This is a genomic window from Streptomyces caeni (assembly GCF_042678285.1).
Lineage (GTDB): Bacteria > Actinomycetota > Actinomycetes > Streptomycetales > Streptomycetaceae > Streptomyces > Streptomyces caeni.
Map to the genome: position 1 here is coordinate 40,620 of NZ_JBHUDX010000062.1, position 14,879 is coordinate 55,498.

The window sequence follows — 14,879 nt, forward strand, 5'->3', positions numbered from 1 at the left end:
CAGTGCCGACGCGATCCCGAATTGGGATCACTGCACTGCACCTGCCGTCGAGCGAACGTGTCACGCCGGTACTGCTCAGGTGCGGTGATTGCCGCCGCTCACGCACTGCCGAAAGGTAACGGATAAGAACCATGAGATTGCCGACGCCAAGATCGATCGTGCTGGGCGGCATCGGCGCCGACGCTCATTCGGTCGGTCTGACCCTGCTGAAACACGCCATCAGCGAGGCAGGCCACGTGGTCGACTTCCTGGGCACGCAGAACAACCTCGACGACTTCTTCAGGCATGCGGCCGGCGCTGATGTTGTGATGATCTCGTGTATGGACGGCCATCTGTGCCACTATCTGAAGGCGTTTCCCGACCTGATGCTCAGGTATCCCGACATCGATGCGATCTGGTATGCCGGCGGCAACCTCGATGTGGGCAGTTCCGAACGAATACGCGGTGAGGCGCGCCGCCTGGGCTTTCGGCGGGTCTTCCCGACGTATGTCGACATTCCGACCGTTCTCTCGGTCCTGGCCGAGGACCTCCTGACCAGGGGACCCGCGATACGCGGCAGACCCACTGCCTCCCCCTGGCCCACCCAGACGGACACGGCGCCGCCCGACCAGCGGCTCACCGTGGCCGAATTGCAGCGGCAGCGACCCGCGGTTCTGGAATCGTGGCCAACCGGCGCGCGGGCGAGGGACTTGGCGGACAACGCGGCGTTTCTCCACCGGCAACCGTCGTTCGCTCACGCGCACTCACCGCGGCGCCGGGCAAAACCACCGTTCCTGGTGCAGCCGCGTTCAGGCGTGGCGCTCGCCGCCGAGCAGCGCACGGCATTCATGGCTCTGCGTCGGGCCGGCGCGGACGTCCTTTCCTACCAGATCGATTCTCTCACCAGGAACAACGACTACCAGAAGGCCGGCGACGCGATCGCGGAGAGCCGGGAACGCGGTGCCTCCAGGCTCAACGGATTCCCCATGGTGAATCACGGGGTCGACGTCCTCCGGCAGATGATCTCAGAGGTGCGGACGCCGCTGCAAACCCGCCACAGTACACGCGACCCACGACTCCTCGCCGAGATCTCGAGTGCCGGCGGCGTCACCGGCTACGAGGGTGGCGCCATTACGTACAACATTCCTTACTTCAAGGACTACTCGCTGGCCCAGTCGCTCAGAAGGTGGCAGTACGTCGACCGACTGGTCGGCCTCTACCGGGAGAATTTCGGCGTGGTGATCGACCGTGAGTTCTTCGGCACCCTCACCGCGGTCCTGATCCCACCGAGTCTGGCGATCGTCGTCAATGTGATCGAGGCGATGCTGGCGGCCAATCAGGGTGTTGGCTCGGTTTCACTCGGATACGCCGAACAAGGCAATCGATCCCAGGACATCGCGGCGATCAGGGTCCTGCGCGAACTGGGCCAGAAGTACTTGGCAGGCCTGGGATATCCAGGAGTTCAGGTCAACATCGTGTTCCACCAGCACATGGCCGCGTTTCCACAAGAGCGGGCGCGGGCGAAGCAGTTGATCGTGGCCTCGGCCGCCACCGGCCGGCTGTCGGGGGCTTCACGGCTGATCGTCAAGACACCGGTCGAGGCAACCACCATTCCGTCGGTGTCCGACAACCAGGAGGGGCTGCGCCTGAGCCGGCTGGGCGCGAGCGAGGCGAACAGCATCGAGGTGGACGAGCGAGCGGTTCGCGAGGAGGCCACCATCCTCCGGGCGGAGGTGGATCAGATCCTCGAGAGCGTTCTGGTCGCCGGCGGCGGCAGCCTCACGGACGGCGTGATGAAGGCATTCGCTCTCGGCTACCTGGACGTTCCCTTCTCGCCCAGCGTCTACAACCGTGGCGAGGTGCTGACGGCCCGGGACGTCCGGGGCGCGGTGCGTTACCTGAACACCGGCCGGCTCAGGTTCAGCTCCGACGTGATCGAATTCCACCGGAGCCGGATGAGCGAACGTCGCAGGACCGAGGAACCACCCGTGCGAAGCGACTGGCAGCTCGTCGAACGTGACGTGCTGCGCATACCGTCGGGTCATTATCAGAAGTGGCCGCTCGATGGGTGAACGATATCCACCCGCGGGAACTCTTGGCCGAGGCGATCGCGACGGACACTCTCGTACCTCATCTCGTCTCAGAAATGGACAGTCAAGATGGCAAATGAATTGAAGCTCCCGGAATTCACGATCCCCAACACGGCGGCCTCAGCGCTGTTGGCACGGAGCGTAGCCGCGGACACTCCACTGGACAAATGGCCGACAGAGACGTTCCGGACGGCTGACCCGGAGATCTCGACGCTGGGTGACGAAATATTGGCAGCCATCCGCGGGGACTCGGGCGGCGTCGTCGTACGCGTCGCCCCGGAAGGACTCGACGACCACGACATCTCCACCCTCTACTGGAACTTCTTCACGGCGCTCTTCCACCCGGTCCCGCAGTACAGCTCCGGCGAACTCATCTATCCCGTCGAGGTCAAGTCCGGGGCCGCGGAGACCAGTCACTACTCGAATTCGAGCAAAGCGGGTGGCTATCACACCGACGGCACCTTGCTGCCGGAACTACCCGACGTTGCATTTCTGTTCGGTCTGTCCGCGGCGACTGGTGGGGAGACGCTGCTGATGGACGTCAACAGCCTGGTTCAGCAGCTTGCCGAGATCAACCCGGCGCACGTCGACGAACTGAGTCAACCCGTACCATTCGACGTGAAGGGCCAGACGGCGGGAGTCAAAGTCAAACGGCAGCCCGTGTTCACGCACACAGGCAACGGCTACGACCTGCGTTACGTCCGCATGTACATTGAACAGGGGTTTGCCGCCGAGGACACGCCGGTGCCGCCCGGGCTTCTTGCGGCCTTGGACGAATTCGACAAGGTCTCTTCTTCCGCGGCGGAAAGCGCGGCGGACGTGCTCCTCGAACGCGGCGTCGGCCTGCTGTGGGACAACCGGCGGATGCTCCACGGCCGCCGACCGTTCCAAGAGTCCACCGCCAGCCGCAGGCTGCGTCGGATCTACGGGGTACAGGGCGATGCACGAGCCCATTGAACCGAGGCCGGCCTTTGTGCTGCGGGAGTCCGAACCGCCGAGCACGTCCGTCAAGTCGAAGGAGGGGGCACCGCATGCCACGTACCGTTGATCTCTCACGCCCGCTGGAACCGGGGATGCCGCACGCGCGCACGGTCCCGGCCCCCCGGTTCACGCCCACCAGTACATGGGCGGAACACCGGATGCGGGTCATGCGACTGGATGTGCCGACCCATATCGGCACCCACCTGGACGCCCCGTCGCACTTCGTCGAGGACGGTGCCACGGTCGACCGGTTGCCGCTGTCGGCGCTGGTCGGCCGGGCGTACTGCCTTGAGGTACTGCGGGATGGTCCCGATCCGATCACGGCGGACGACCTGAAGGCCGCCGTTGACCTCGAACCCGGTGACGCGCTGCTGATCCGCACCGGCTGGGACGACCGCTACACGGAACCGGCCTATGTGGACAGACATCCGTACCTCGCGGTCGACGCGGCCGAATGGGCTGTGGCCACCGGACTTCGGCTCATCGGCATGGACACCCTCAGCCCTGATCTGCCGATGAGCATGCGTCCGCCGAACTTCTCCTACGATGTGCACCGCACACTGCTGGGTGCCGGCACGCCGATCGTGGAGAACCTCGTGCTGCGGGAGATCTCGGGCCAGTGGTGCACGTTGTTCGTCGGTGTGCTCAACGTCTGCGGAGGCGACGGGGCGCCCGCACGGGCACTGGCCGTGCTGGCCTGAGAGGCAGAACCTCCTTGCTTCACCACGGCTGAGGGCTGTTCCTGGTGCGGCGCCGCACTGGTCTTGCGGGGGTTGTACCCGCCGTCGGCAGGCCACCGGGGCTGCTGACGGCGGGCGGTGATGTGTCAGTCCTTGATGAGCACGGCCGCAAGGGCAGATTGCGCGGTGTTGGCCTCGGCTGAATTGAAACTCACTGCCTGGGGAGGCAGTTGAGCCCGTTCAATGTGCGCTCTTCTGCCGGGCTTCTGCCGCTGGCTGATGTGCGCTTCTCGGTTAGTGTCGAGGCAGCGTTTTCCTGATACTTGTCTGCTTGAGGTGTTCAATGTCAGAGACATCGCCGGTGGCCGCCGAGGACCAGCGACCATTCGCAGTGGAAATTTTGGACTGCACCCTGCGCGACGGTAGTTATGCCGTGGACTTCCAGTTCACCGAGGGTGCGATCAGGAGCGTCCTGGGCGGTCTCGAGGGATCAGGTATCCGGTTCATCGAGCTGGGTCACGGATTGGGGCTCAACGCCGCCGAGCGCACGGGGCATCCCACTCGTGTTTCCGACGCGCGGTGTTTCCGTATCGCGTCCGAGGTGCTGTCGAGCGCGAGTTGGGGGATGTTCTGTATCCCTGGAATCGCCGAGCTGGATCACCTCAGGCGGGCGGTGGCGTCCGGTATGCGGTTCGTCCGGGTCGGTGTGAACATCTCCGACGTCGCGTCGGCCGAGGCTTTCATCGCCCTCGCCAAGGATCTCGGGATCAGGGCGTTCGCCAATCTGATGAAGACGAACGTGCTCGGTGTCGACGGTGTCACGGACGCGGTCCGGCAGTGCGTGGAGTACGGTGCTGACGCTGTCTACCTCGTCGACTCGGTGGGTGGTTACCTGCCGTCGGATGTCACTGAGCTGTTCGAGAAGGTCGGTCAGTCGGTGATGATCCCGCTGGGCTTCCACGGGCACGACAACCTGAGCCTGGCCAATGCCAACTCGCTGGCGGCGGCGACGAGCGGAGCACAGTTCGTCGATACGACGCTCGACGGTATCGGTCGGGGAGCAGGGAACACCGTTACCGAGGCGTTTGCGGCGACCCTCTACGCTCTGGGCGATCGCGGCAGATACGACTTCCGGGCTCTTGGGGAGCTGAGCGAGTCCGTCGTCCGCCCGTTGGAGCGGCTGCATGACGACCGCACGTATCAGCTTGTCGGTGGTGTCACTGGAATGCACTCCAGTTTCTTTCCGCTGATCAGCAAGTGTGCCCGGATCGCGAATGTCGACGTGTTCGAGTTGATGGACGCAGTCGCCGATATCGACCGGGTGAATCCCGCAGAGGACATGGTGATGGAAACCGCGAGCGCGATGGACGCGCGCTAGGGGGTGTTTCGAAAGTCCTGTGCGGTGCCCGCCGGCACGCAAAGAGCGCGCTCCCCCACGCCCGGCCGCGCTCGCGCGGGCGGTGCCGCCACGACGCCGCTCCTCGACGGGCAGACGTCGCCTGCCGGGGCACTGGTTCTCGTTGCTTCGTACGTCGGTGACCTCGCGAGCGCGACTGCTCGTCCTCGCCCGCCCCTGACCGTTCGCACGCCTGACCAAGAGGAGTCTCCTTGGAACCGAGAGACCCAGTGATTCTGCTGATCGACCCTCCTACCGTCACCGGGACCGGGCGCGATTACAAGAACGCCATACGCGATCTTGGTTTCGGCGTGGTTTCTCTGTTCACGGGTCTCTCCAGAGGCGCGAAGCCCCCCACCGAACCCAACGGCGAGAGGTGGCTGAAAGCCAGCGACGTCGACGACGCCATCCGGCAGATCCGTGCAGCCGAGTTCGACCTGCGAGCAGTCGTCCCCGCCAACGGGACGAGCCTCCACGTGGGCGACGAGATCGCGGCGCGGCTCGGCCTGCCCGGGAACGACCCCACTTTGGGCCTGGCGCGGCGCAACAAGGCCGCGATGCGGGCCAGGGCCGCGCGGGCGGGGGTCCGGGTTCCGGAGTTCCGGCTGGTCCACTCCGTCAAAGAGGTCGCCGAGGCTGCCCGGGACATCGGTTTTCCCGTCATCGTGAAGCAGACGATGGCAACGGGGTCCTACGGTGTCTCGGTCATCGGTGACGCGGCGGCTCTGGACGAGCCGAACAAGGTGGTGACAGTGGACATGCTCGGCCGGCCGGTCACCGAATGGTTGGTGGAGCGCTACATACGCGGGCGCGAGTACGCGGTGAATTTCTACAGCGCCGACGACGCGCACCGACTGGTCGACATCTGGGAGTACCGGCGGCCCGACGACCGCGACTACGACTTCCCCCTGTGGGACATCATCCAGATCGGCGGCGATCATCCCGACTACGTCCGGGTGGAGAAGTTCGTCCGGCAGACGCTCGACGCGTTCGGCATTCGTCGGGGGCCCAGCCACATCGAGGTCAAATGCGGTGGCGACGGAGACGACGTCTACCTGATCGAGCTCGCAGCCCGGTTCTCGGGCGGGCCCGCAGTGGAGATGTGGACGAGGCACTCCGACCTGCGGCCGTTCCACGACGCCGTGGAGTGCTACCTCGGCCGCCGTCCGCATGTGATCGACGGGGACCACGGGTTCAGGTCCGTGCTCGGCTCCGTTGTCATCCGCAACGACGACACCCCCGGCACGCTGGTGGCCATACACGGGCTGGACGAGCTGAGCAGCCTGCCTGGCGTCGCAGATGTGGAAGTGGGGTTCCGGCCCGGGGACCACGTGCCGATCACCCGTGACAACCTGCGTCTCCCGGTCAGCGCCTCGGTGCACGGCCCGGACAGAGTGACCGTGCTCCGCACCCTCGCCATGGCGCGAGAGAGGCTCCGCCTGGAGATCGCGCCCGACTCGGCCTAGGGGGTGTTTCGAAAGTCCCGCACAGCACCCGCGGTGTCCGGCACGCTCCCCCAGGCTCTTCGAGCAGGGGGCACCCCCACTCGCCGCACCGGCCGAAACCCCGAGTACGTCCAGTACGAGGGCTTTCGTCCGGCACGCCGAGAGCACGCACCGGACACCGCGGGCACCGCACAGGACTTTCGAAACACCCCCTAGCCTGCCGACCGGGCCGCGGTGGCACCGGGCGTCGCCGTCGGAGGCCGAGGAGGGCCGGAGCTCTTCCCCGCGGACACGTCCGGCAGGACCACGGCCGAGAGGCCGCAGCGCGGTGGAGCGCGCCGCGGCCGCAACGCAGCGCCTGCACCGTGGGTCTTCGCCCCGGTTCCGGTCGGGATGATGTCGTGCACGATCCGGCCGTCCCGTCCTTCTCCGTCCTGAAAAAGACGGGTCCACCCAGCACTGCGAGCCCGAGCAGCACCCCCTTCCGCCACGTGACTCGGCTTGCCGGTGCACGGGCTGCCGTTCGACGGGGTCGGCGGCAGGATCGGATCGACGGGCAGATCGCCGACGAGCGCCACGCCAGGTACGTCGGCGTGCCGGCCGAAGTCCAGGATCAGTCCCCATTCGTCGTCGGGGAGTCGCGAGAACGTCTTGTAGCCGACCGCCATCGCCCTGTCGCAGTCGCCCTCGGAATCAGACAGGTCCGCGAGGTCCGACCCGCCGCGGCACTCACCTCGTCGGTCAAGTCGATGCGAAGCATTCCGGTGCGACGTGCGGCACGGGAATCACGAAGTCCGCCGGCGGCAGAAGACCGGCAGAATAGTTGGGCAATGAATGGCTCAACTGCCTCCCCGAACGGCGAGGCATGTCTTGCGGGCATGCGACGGCGACGTGTACGAATGGGAGGGCCAACTTCACGGAACCGCGAGGCCAGTGTGTAAAAGGGGCCCATGGGAAGCATCCTCGGCCAGAGCCAGATCGAATATTTTCGCGAGAACGGGTTTTGTGTCGTCGACGGAATATGGCACGGCCTGTTCCAGCACGAGCCGGCGGGCCATTTCGTGGGCAAGGTCTCGTCTCCGGCTGACGTGGGACCGGACGACTCGGCGATCGTCGACTGCCAGGGGTCCGCCGGACCGGTGGTGTTCATCCACCCCCCTGCTTCTGCACTCCTCCGAGAAGAAATTGGTCGCCTCGATGTGAACCGACACCGGCACCGGCACCCCTGACCCCTCGGCATTGCACGAGAAGCTACAAGGAGCCTCATGACCAGGTCACTGAGCGGAACACCTGCCGTCGTGCTGATGGATCCCTTTGGGCCGAACACCGGTTTCAAACCCCAGGTGGACGAGCGTGGAATGGCCGTGATCTCCGTTTACACAATGCCTCCCGGGCACGTCCGAACCCGGTGGCCCGACCACGCGGTGGGTGACACGGTCAGCATCTACGCCGCGGAACTCGGCGAGATCCGGGCGCGACTCGCCGAGCTGGGCGCCGACATCCGTGCGGTGGTGCCCACGTCCGACGCGTCTGTGGACAAGGCAGACACTCTGGCCGAGGAGTTCGCCCTGCCCGGCAACGGCGCGCGGCGCGCCCTCGCCCGCCGGGACAAGTCCGTGATGCGGGAGACCGCCGCGCTCGCGGGGGTTCGCATTCCCCGGTATGTGCAGGTCGAGGACGTGTCCGAGATCGCCGGTGCCACGCGTCAGGTGGGCTTCCCCGCTTTCGTCAAGCCGACGACCGGCGGCGGGTCGCACGGCGTCCGGCTGCTGAGCCGGCCCCAGGATGCCGAGGACCTCTCGGCCCTGCACCGGACGGACCACTTCGGACAGCCGGTGGAGGCGTGGCTGGTCGAGCAGTACGTGCGTGGCCGCGAGCTAGGCGTGAACGCCTTCTCGCACGACGGCCTCCACCACGTCGTGGACGTCTGGGAGTACCGGCAGCCCGACAGCCGGGACTATTCATTCCCCTACTGGGAGTGGGCGCAGATCTCCCCGGACGACCCCGACTGGCAGACCGCCACCGACTACGTCCGGGAGGTGCTCGACGCGTTCGGTGTGCGTATCGGCCCCAGTCACACCGAGATCAAGATTTCGGCCGGCGACGCGTACCTCATTGAAGTGGGCGCTCGTCTGCCCGCCTACCCCATGATCGACGCATTTCTCGCGCACAGCGATCTGGACCCGCACCGCCAGACCCTGGCCTGTCGGCTCGGCGAGGCACCGAAGATCGCGAGCGCACCGGTGAGGTTCGACAGCTTCTGCGGTGCCAACGCCATTCGCAACGACGGGCCGGCCGGTCGTCTGGTGGAGATCCGCGGGCTGGACACGGTCGAGCGGCTACCGGGCGTTGACAAGCTGGTGGTGAGCTACCGGACGGGCGACCTGGTGCCGACGACGGACAGCATACGGACCATTCCGGTCATGGTGAGTGTGTCCGCGCCGAACCGCGAGGAACTGGTCCAGCGGCTTGCCACGGTCCGCGACACCGTGGAACTCGTGATTGAACCGGTCCGCTGATCTCGATGAAGTCCTCGTCCGCACCGGGCCAGTGATGTCAAAACAGGTGTACCGCAATCGATATCCATCGCGCCGTGAAGGTGGAGGAGGAATGACTCGCCAACGGGTAGCTTTCGTGAGTCACGTTGGTTACGAAACTTATTGCCATCGTGATGGCAGCCCCTTCCTGCATCCGGACGAATTCGACATCACGCTGCTCGCACGACCCTGTGATATCGCTCGGGTGACTCCCGGCCAGGTGAGCCGCTGCATCCCTGTGGACATCGACGACCGCGTGGAGTTCACGGCGTCGCTGTCCGAACTGGTCGGCGGCGCCGGATTCGACTGGGTGGTGGCGACCCATGAGCGGATGCTGCTGGCGGCGGCGCGTCTGCGCGACGCCCTCGGCGCCGGCGGCATGGGCACGGAGCACACGCTGCTGCTCCGTGACAAGGTGGCGATGAAGCGCCACTTCTCGGCGCGGGGAATCCGGGTTCCGGAGTTCATGGAGATTTCCGAACCCCTCCAGGCGGCGGAGCTGCTCGACAAGTTCGGCCGCATTGTGATCAAGCCGGTGGCCGGCGCCGGTTCCGTCGATGTGCACATCGTCCGTGACCATGACGAGCTGATCGCCTTGCAGCGGCGGCGACTCACCGGTTTCGACCGGTATGAGGCCGAGGAGTTCATCGCGGGTCGCCAGTTCCACATCGACAGCGTGGTCAGCAACGGCGTGGCGGTCGCTGTCTCCGTCTCGCAGTATCTGGACTCGCACGAAGATTTTCCGCTGGACGGGCAGATCCGGTCCCACACCCTCGACGACGGTCCGGACCTCGAGCTCTTGCAAGGATTCAACCGTGCCGTACTCAGGTGCATCCCGTGGTTCAGCGGCGCCGCGCACCTCGAGGCGTTCCTCGATGACCACGGCCGGCCGGTGTTCTGCGAGCTGGCCGGCCGCCCCGGCGGCGCCGGAGTGAAGGCCGCGTTCCAGTATCGCCACGGGATCTCGCTGCTGTTGGCCAGCGTCCTGCCCCAGGTCGGGCGTGACGTACCGCACGGCGGCACTCAGGCGCGCAGGGACCAGGCGGCCACCGGCTGGTCCATGATCTACCCGCCCTTGCTGGGCCGCTGGCGCGGGTACGACGCGCTTCCGCAGGCCGACTGGCTGCTTGAGCTCACGACGCCTTACCGCCCGGGTGACCTCGTCAAGCCGTCCACGCAGTCCGTGGACGCCGTCGCGATCGCGACCGTCTGCGGCAGGGACTCACGTGAGGTCGTTGACCGGCTCGCTGAGGTCAAGAGCGGGATCAGTGTGTCAATCACCCCGGAGTGAACGGTGGAGAACATGACGATGAATCATGTCACGAGCGAATATATGAGGCGGTGTCACGCCGATCAGCGGTTGCGGTCGGTGATGTTGACCAGTCACCTGCCGCCATCGTTCCAAAGATCGTGGAAAGGCAGGCATCTGCCGAGACCGATCTTCGCCGACCGGAAGTCGATGGATGCCCTGGGTGCCGATGTCAAGAGCCTTTTCGACATCGTTGTCTCCTTGCCTGACCGGTTGTTCGACGGCGACCTCGGCAGGTTCTGCGCCTCCATAGGAATCACGGAGCATCGCGCGGCGCTGATCAGCCGGCTGCGTGATGTCGAGCCGCCGCGCGCCGGACGTGCGGACCTGTATCGGGACGGGACGGACTTCAAGCTTCTCGAGTTCAACGTGAACACAGGGTTCAGCGGTGGCGCGGACATAGTTGAGTTGTGCCGTGCCTTGATGGCGGCGGAACCGTTCGCCGAGTTCGCGAGAGAATTCAATCTCGCATACACCGACATCATGGCGATAAGGGCGGGGCAGTTCCGCGATGCGGCCGCGAGGGTATCGGGAAGCCGCGAGCCCGTCATCGCCCTCATCGAGGCGGACGGGGCGCTCGAGGGCTATGGGGATGGTTTTCGCTCCATGCAGAGCTCGGTGGCGGGATATGGCATAGAGCTTGCACTCGGAGAACTCGGCCAGTTGAAGCGGAAGAACGGGCGCATCCATCTCGACGGCAAGCCGCTCGATCTCGTGTTGCGGTATTACAACCTCAACCAGATCGTCGACGACGCGCACGGGCAGGCGGCAAATGAAATGATCTGCCGGGCGCACGAGCAAGGTCAGGTCGTGCTGCACACCCCGCTCCAGAGCGACCTCTTCGACGATAAAGCGACTCTGGCCCTGTTGTCCGACGGCGAGTACCGGCAGTCATTCTCCGGGGCGGAGCGGGAACTGATCGATCGGTTGCTGCCATGGACGCGACTCGTGCGTGACGGCTGGACCCGGTTCAACGATGAGCGAGTCGATCTCATGAGCTTCTCGGTCGAAAATCAGCAGAATCTGATTCTCAAGCCGGGTGCGGGTTTATCGGGAATGGGTGTCGTGGCGGGCTGGGAGACCGAAAGGGATGTCTGGGAGAAATTACTGCGCCGCAGCGCCGGCGGGCCGTTCCTCCTCCAGTACCGTGTGAATCCCACCCCCGAACCTTTTGTCGACCCCGACAGCGGCCGCCTGGAGCACGTCGTGCCGGCGTGGGGCGTGTTCTTCTCGGAAAATGGCTACAACGGCGGGCACGTTCGGACTGCGCCTTTCGGCGGTGGCGCGGTGATCAACTTCGCCGGCAATCCGAAATCCTCGATCACCGGTCTGTTCACCTTCGATGACCGATGAGGCGTCCATCCGCTCTGTCCGTAGAAACGAGGAGCAAATGTCTGTCTCCAAGCTGGCCGGCCTCGTCGGCGACGTCGCCGATTTCCGGGCCAACATCTGGCGGCGTACCCCGGCGATCCTGCGTCCCGAGGTGGCCTTCGAGCCGCCGTTGACCGTGGCCGACATCGACGACGTGCTCGCGTTCGGCGCGTTGCAAGCGGGGTATGTCGGGGTCCAACGCGCGGACAAGGTCATCACGCCGGAGGCGTACTGCAGTTCGCGTACCTTCAACGGGACCGTGCACCACGACTTCGCGGACGGCGGCAAGATCCGGGACCTGGTCCGCGACGGCGGCACACTCGTGCTGCGTGGCCTCGAGCAGTGGCATGCCGCGACGGCGTCCCTCACCAGTGCCCTGACCTCCGAGCTGGGTCTCAGGGCCGACGCGGCCCTGATCATCACCCCACCCGGCCGTCAGGGTCTGCGTGTCCACCGGGACGATGCGGACGTCTTCGTCGTCCAGCTCAACGGCAGCAAGAACTGGCGCGTCCACGCCGGACCCACCGACGAGGACTGGATCCCCGGCCTCACCGAGGACGACGGGCTGCCGCTGTTGTCCGAGGTGCTGCGGACCGGCGAGGTTCTTTATGTCCCCCGTGGGTTCGCGCACTACGCCACGGGGGAGCGCGGGTTGTCCGTTCACCTGTCGCTGGCTGTCAGGGAAGTGGGCGGTGTCCACCTGTATGAGGCGCTGCAGCAGGCTCTGCTGGAGGGATACCGCATCGAGTCGCGGCCGGTCGACGACGACGCGCTCCTGGCCCGGGCGGCCGGCATGCTGGCGCATCTGAAGGACCGGCTGTCGGCGCTCTCGCCTCACGACGTCGTCGCCCTCGCGCGGACGGCGATGCTCGCCGACGTGACCTCCCACACCAGCCCCGGGCTGAACGAACTGGCCGCCGCGCTGGACGAGCCGGCAGCAGACCGGGTCCAGGCCGAGGTGGCCTGAAACGGCGCCGGCGCCGACCGGGTCCGGGTGGGCGCCGGGAACCTCGCAGACGGCGGTCCCGAGAAGCGGGGGTGTCCATGCCGCCAGGTGGTGCCGTGGCCGGTCCTCGGTCATCACTGCCCGCGGCCGGCATGCGCTGTGACCGGACGCCTGGGCGCTGCGCAGAAGGGCGGCGGCGCCGAATTCGGCGGGCTCGCCGTAGCGGCCGGCGGGGATCGTGGCGTTCGACGACGCCAGGCGCTGGTTCGAGGTGGAAGTGCCCCGGCCAGTTGTGCCCGGCGTGTGGACCGGTCACGGGTCAGTGCCGGCGTGACGGCTTCTGGCGGCGACAGTCGCCCGAAGGCTCACCGCAGCTCGTCCACGTAACGGTCCGTCCCGGGCACGGTGGGGATGAACGGTGCGACGAATTGCACGCAGCCCAGTCCCGAAGCCGCCACTGCCGTGTCCAGGTCCGTGAAGTGCTCCCGCCAGTGGTCTCGGGGATCGTGCTGGAGGAACCACAGCAGGGTCAGTCGGGTCCGGACCCCCTCGACCTGTTTGACGTAGGTCATCCGGTCCAGGGGCAGCGGCGTCGGAGTGAAGACGGTCACCATGGCCGCAGGGGAGCCCGCCAGCCGTTTCGGAAGGTGGTCGTCGCGCAGCCACGCGAGCAGTTCCCCACGCCTGCCGGGGGAGTCGGCGTCGATGACCTGGACGACGAGCCCGGCGTAGGGGTGGTCGAGGGCGTGGATGTCGCGCGGGCCTCGGTCGCCGTCGCGGTAGACGGTCCCCGCGTGGTCCTGGAAAGCCGTGAAGATGTGTGTACGGTCCTGGAAGACGCGGTGGTCGCGGTTGAGGCGCTTGTTGATGCTGACGGTCCACCGCATGTGGTCTGCATAGCGGCCGGCGGTCATCCAGTAGACGGATATGTAGCATCCCGCGGTCACCGGCTGCGCGAGGGCAGACTTCTCGGGGTAGCGCAGGAGCTGCAGGTCCCGTGTGGCGACCCACCGGCGTCCGGCGTACATCCACGGCATGGCCATCGCGCCGGCGATGTAGTGGTCGTCTTCGTACCAGCGATTGTACTCGCGCTCCCGGCCGAGGTGCGGCTCGACCATGGTGATGAGGGCGTGTCCGAGGTCGGCTCCATAGGGGCCGACGGCGGCCAGTTCGGCGTACAGGTGGCTGCGGGTTTCGTCTGTGTGCGTCGCGTCGTCTGTCATGGGTCCGGTCTAGCTGACGGAGCATCAGATTGGGAGAGGTGTTCCGCTCGGCTCTGTCCGAAGTTCAGTGATCGCGCACGCCAAGCCGACAGGCGGATCGATGGCCGCGCCCCGCCGCCGGGATGCTCGCCGTGGCAGCTGATCGCTAAGCGGAGCAGACCGAGTCGGTCTCCGCACACGCGGGTCAGCGCGCCGCCTGCGACCTCGCCTGGGGCTGCCTGGACATCTCGCCCCGACCATGGGCCCTCGTTCTCGACAACGCCGACGACCCGTCGGCGCTCGACGAAGGCACCTGGTTACGGTCGAGCCCTCAAGGCACCGTCATCGTCACCACACGGCAGGGCACGTCGCACGTGTGGAGAGGAGCGGAACTGCATCCTGTCGGGGTGTTGCCGGTGCAGGACGCGGCTCGCGTGCTGTGTGACCTCGCTCCCGACCGCACCAATCTGGCTGCATCTTCGGCTGTCGCGAAAGAACGAGCCGAGGCCGAGAACCATGCCCGCAGGAACCTGCCGCTGTGCGGGCGAGTCCTGGGGATGACCAGCGCCGGTGGCGCTGAAGACCCGCCGCCTCATCGAGGACTTCGAGAGCGACCGGGCAGCAACCAGCCCTCTCGGCCAGGACGGCGGACCAGTCGAGAGGGCTTGACTCTGGCTGCGGTGTGACGTGGTCGGCGTGGTTCGGTCAGTCCTGCCCACGACTTACGTCGAGGATGAACGCCGACCATGTCTCCGCGGTGAAGCCAAGGGCAGGGCGCTGAGGTGCCTTCGAATCGCGGACCGCGATCGTGCTGTTTCCTCGTGCCTTGACTTCTACGCAGTCACCGTTCACTGCTGAGTATGAGGACTTGGTCCACTTCGTCAGCGCGCCTTGCCGAATCAGCATAGTTACTCCGATGTTGTACCGGTTGTGCCCAGTCGCA

The 14,879-nt window shown here is 66.2% G+C and carries 12 protein-coding genes; 10 read left to right on the top strand and 2 right to left on the bottom strand.

The features are described 5' to 3' along the window. The first annotated feature begins 131 nt into the window (after window positions 1-131). The 10 genes from ACFSL4_RS22305 (at window position 132) to ACFSL4_RS22350 (ending at window position 12,755) form a co-directional block, all read left to right on the top strand. Entirely contained in the window at window positions 132-2,051 is a 1,920-nt protein-coding gene (locus ACFSL4_RS22305) for a methylaspartate mutase subunit E (RefSeq protein ID WP_381085677.1), read from the top strand. Between the two features lie 87 nt (window positions 2,052-2,138). Then, window positions 2,139-3,026 (top strand): TauD/TfdA family dioxygenase, encoded by an 888-nt coding sequence (locus tag ACFSL4_RS22310; RefSeq protein WP_381085680.1) that lies wholly within the window; start codon window positions 2,139-2,141, stop codon window positions 3,024-3,026. Between the two features lie 74 nt (window positions 3,027-3,100). After that, on the top strand, window positions 3,101-3,751 hold the full coding sequence (locus ACFSL4_RS22315) for a cyclase family protein (protein WP_381085683.1): 651 nt from the start codon (window positions 3,101-3,103) through the stop codon (window positions 3,749-3,751). 340 nt (window positions 3,752-4,091) lie between these two features. Further along, window positions 4,092-5,108 carry a beta/alpha barrel domain-containing protein gene (locus tag ACFSL4_RS22320; RefSeq protein ID WP_381085686.1) on the top strand — a complete coding sequence of 339 codons (1,017 nt, stop codon included), beginning with the start codon at window positions 4,092-4,094 and terminating at the stop codon, window positions 5,106-5,108. 230 nt (window positions 5,109-5,338) lie between these two features. Next, window positions 5,339-6,592, top strand: coding sequence for an ATP-grasp domain-containing protein (locus ACFSL4_RS22325; RefSeq protein ID WP_381085688.1), 1,254 nt, complete (start codon window positions 5,339-5,341; stop codon window positions 6,590-6,592). Between the two features lie 929 nt (window positions 6,593-7,521). Beyond that, window positions 7,522-7,800: a hypothetical protein gene (locus ACFSL4_RS22330; protein WP_381085691.1), complete on the top strand. Its 279-nt coding sequence runs from the start codon at window positions 7,522-7,524 to the stop codon at window positions 7,798-7,800. 36 nt (window positions 7,801-7,836) lie between these two features. Continuing rightward, window positions 7,837-9,090, top strand: a complete 1,254-nt coding sequence (locus ACFSL4_RS22335; protein ID WP_381085693.1) for an ATP-grasp domain-containing protein — start codon at window positions 7,837-7,839, stop codon at window positions 9,088-9,090. Window positions 9,091-9,181: 91 nt separating this feature from the next. Beyond that, window positions 9,182-10,399: an ATP-grasp domain-containing protein gene (locus ACFSL4_RS22340; protein ID WP_381085696.1), complete on the top strand. Its 1,218-nt coding sequence runs from the start codon at window positions 9,182-9,184 to the stop codon at window positions 10,397-10,399. Between the two features lie 3 nt (window positions 10,400-10,402). Further along, window positions 10,403-11,770, top strand: coding sequence for a hypothetical protein (locus tag ACFSL4_RS22345; protein ID WP_381085699.1), 1,368 nt, complete (start codon window positions 10,403-10,405; stop codon window positions 11,768-11,770). Between the two features lie 37 nt (window positions 11,771-11,807). Further along, window positions 11,808-12,755, top strand: coding sequence for a JmjC domain-containing protein (locus ACFSL4_RS22350; RefSeq protein WP_381085702.1), 948 nt, complete (start codon window positions 11,808-11,810; stop codon window positions 12,753-12,755). A 344-nt stretch (window positions 12,756-13,099) separates the two neighbouring features. On the opposite strand, the gene ACFSL4_RS22355 is transcribed toward ACFSL4_RS22350, so the two are convergent. Then, window positions 13,100-13,957 (bottom strand): hypothetical protein, encoded by an 858-nt coding sequence (locus tag ACFSL4_RS22355; protein WP_381085705.1) that lies wholly within the window; start codon window positions 13,955-13,957, stop codon window positions 13,100-13,102. A 684-nt stretch (window positions 13,958-14,641) separates the two neighbouring features. Continuing rightward, a partial coding sequence (locus ACFSL4_RS22360; protein WP_381085708.1) for a DUF397 domain-containing protein occupies window positions 14,642-14,879 on the bottom strand: 238 nt, incomplete at its 5' end.

What these genes read in the sequence shown, in the direction of transcription:
- ACFSL4_RS22305 (WP_381085677.1), top strand. Translation starts at nt 132, where the DNA reads ATGAGATTGCCGACGCCAAGATCGATCGTGCTGGGCGGCATCGGCGCC.
- ACFSL4_RS22335 (WP_381085693.1), top strand. Translation starts at nt 7,837, where the DNA reads ATGACCAGGTCACTGAGCGGAACACCTGCCGTCGTGCTGATGGATCCC.
- ACFSL4_RS22310 (WP_381085680.1), top strand. Translation starts at nt 2,139, where the DNA reads ATGGCAAATGAATTGAAGCTCCCGGAATTCACGATCCCCAACACGGCG.
- ACFSL4_RS22350 (WP_381085702.1), top strand. Translation starts at nt 11,808, where the DNA reads ATGTCTGTCTCCAAGCTGGCCGGCCTCGTCGGCGACGTCGCCGATTTC.
- ACFSL4_RS22330 (WP_381085691.1), top strand. Translation starts at nt 7,522, where the DNA reads ATGGGAAGCATCCTCGGCCAGAGCCAGATCGAATATTTTCGCGAGAAC.
- ACFSL4_RS22315 (WP_381085683.1), top strand. Translation starts at nt 3,101, where the DNA reads ATGCCACGTACCGTTGATCTCTCACGCCCGCTGGAACCGGGGATGCCG.
- ACFSL4_RS22355 (WP_381085705.1), bottom strand. Translation starts at nt 13,957, where the DNA reads ATGACAGACGACGCGACGCACACAGACGAAACCCGCAGCCACCTGTAC.
- ACFSL4_RS22340 (WP_381085696.1), top strand. Translation starts at nt 9,182, where the DNA reads ATGACTCGCCAACGGGTAGCTTTCGTGAGTCACGTTGGTTACGAAACT.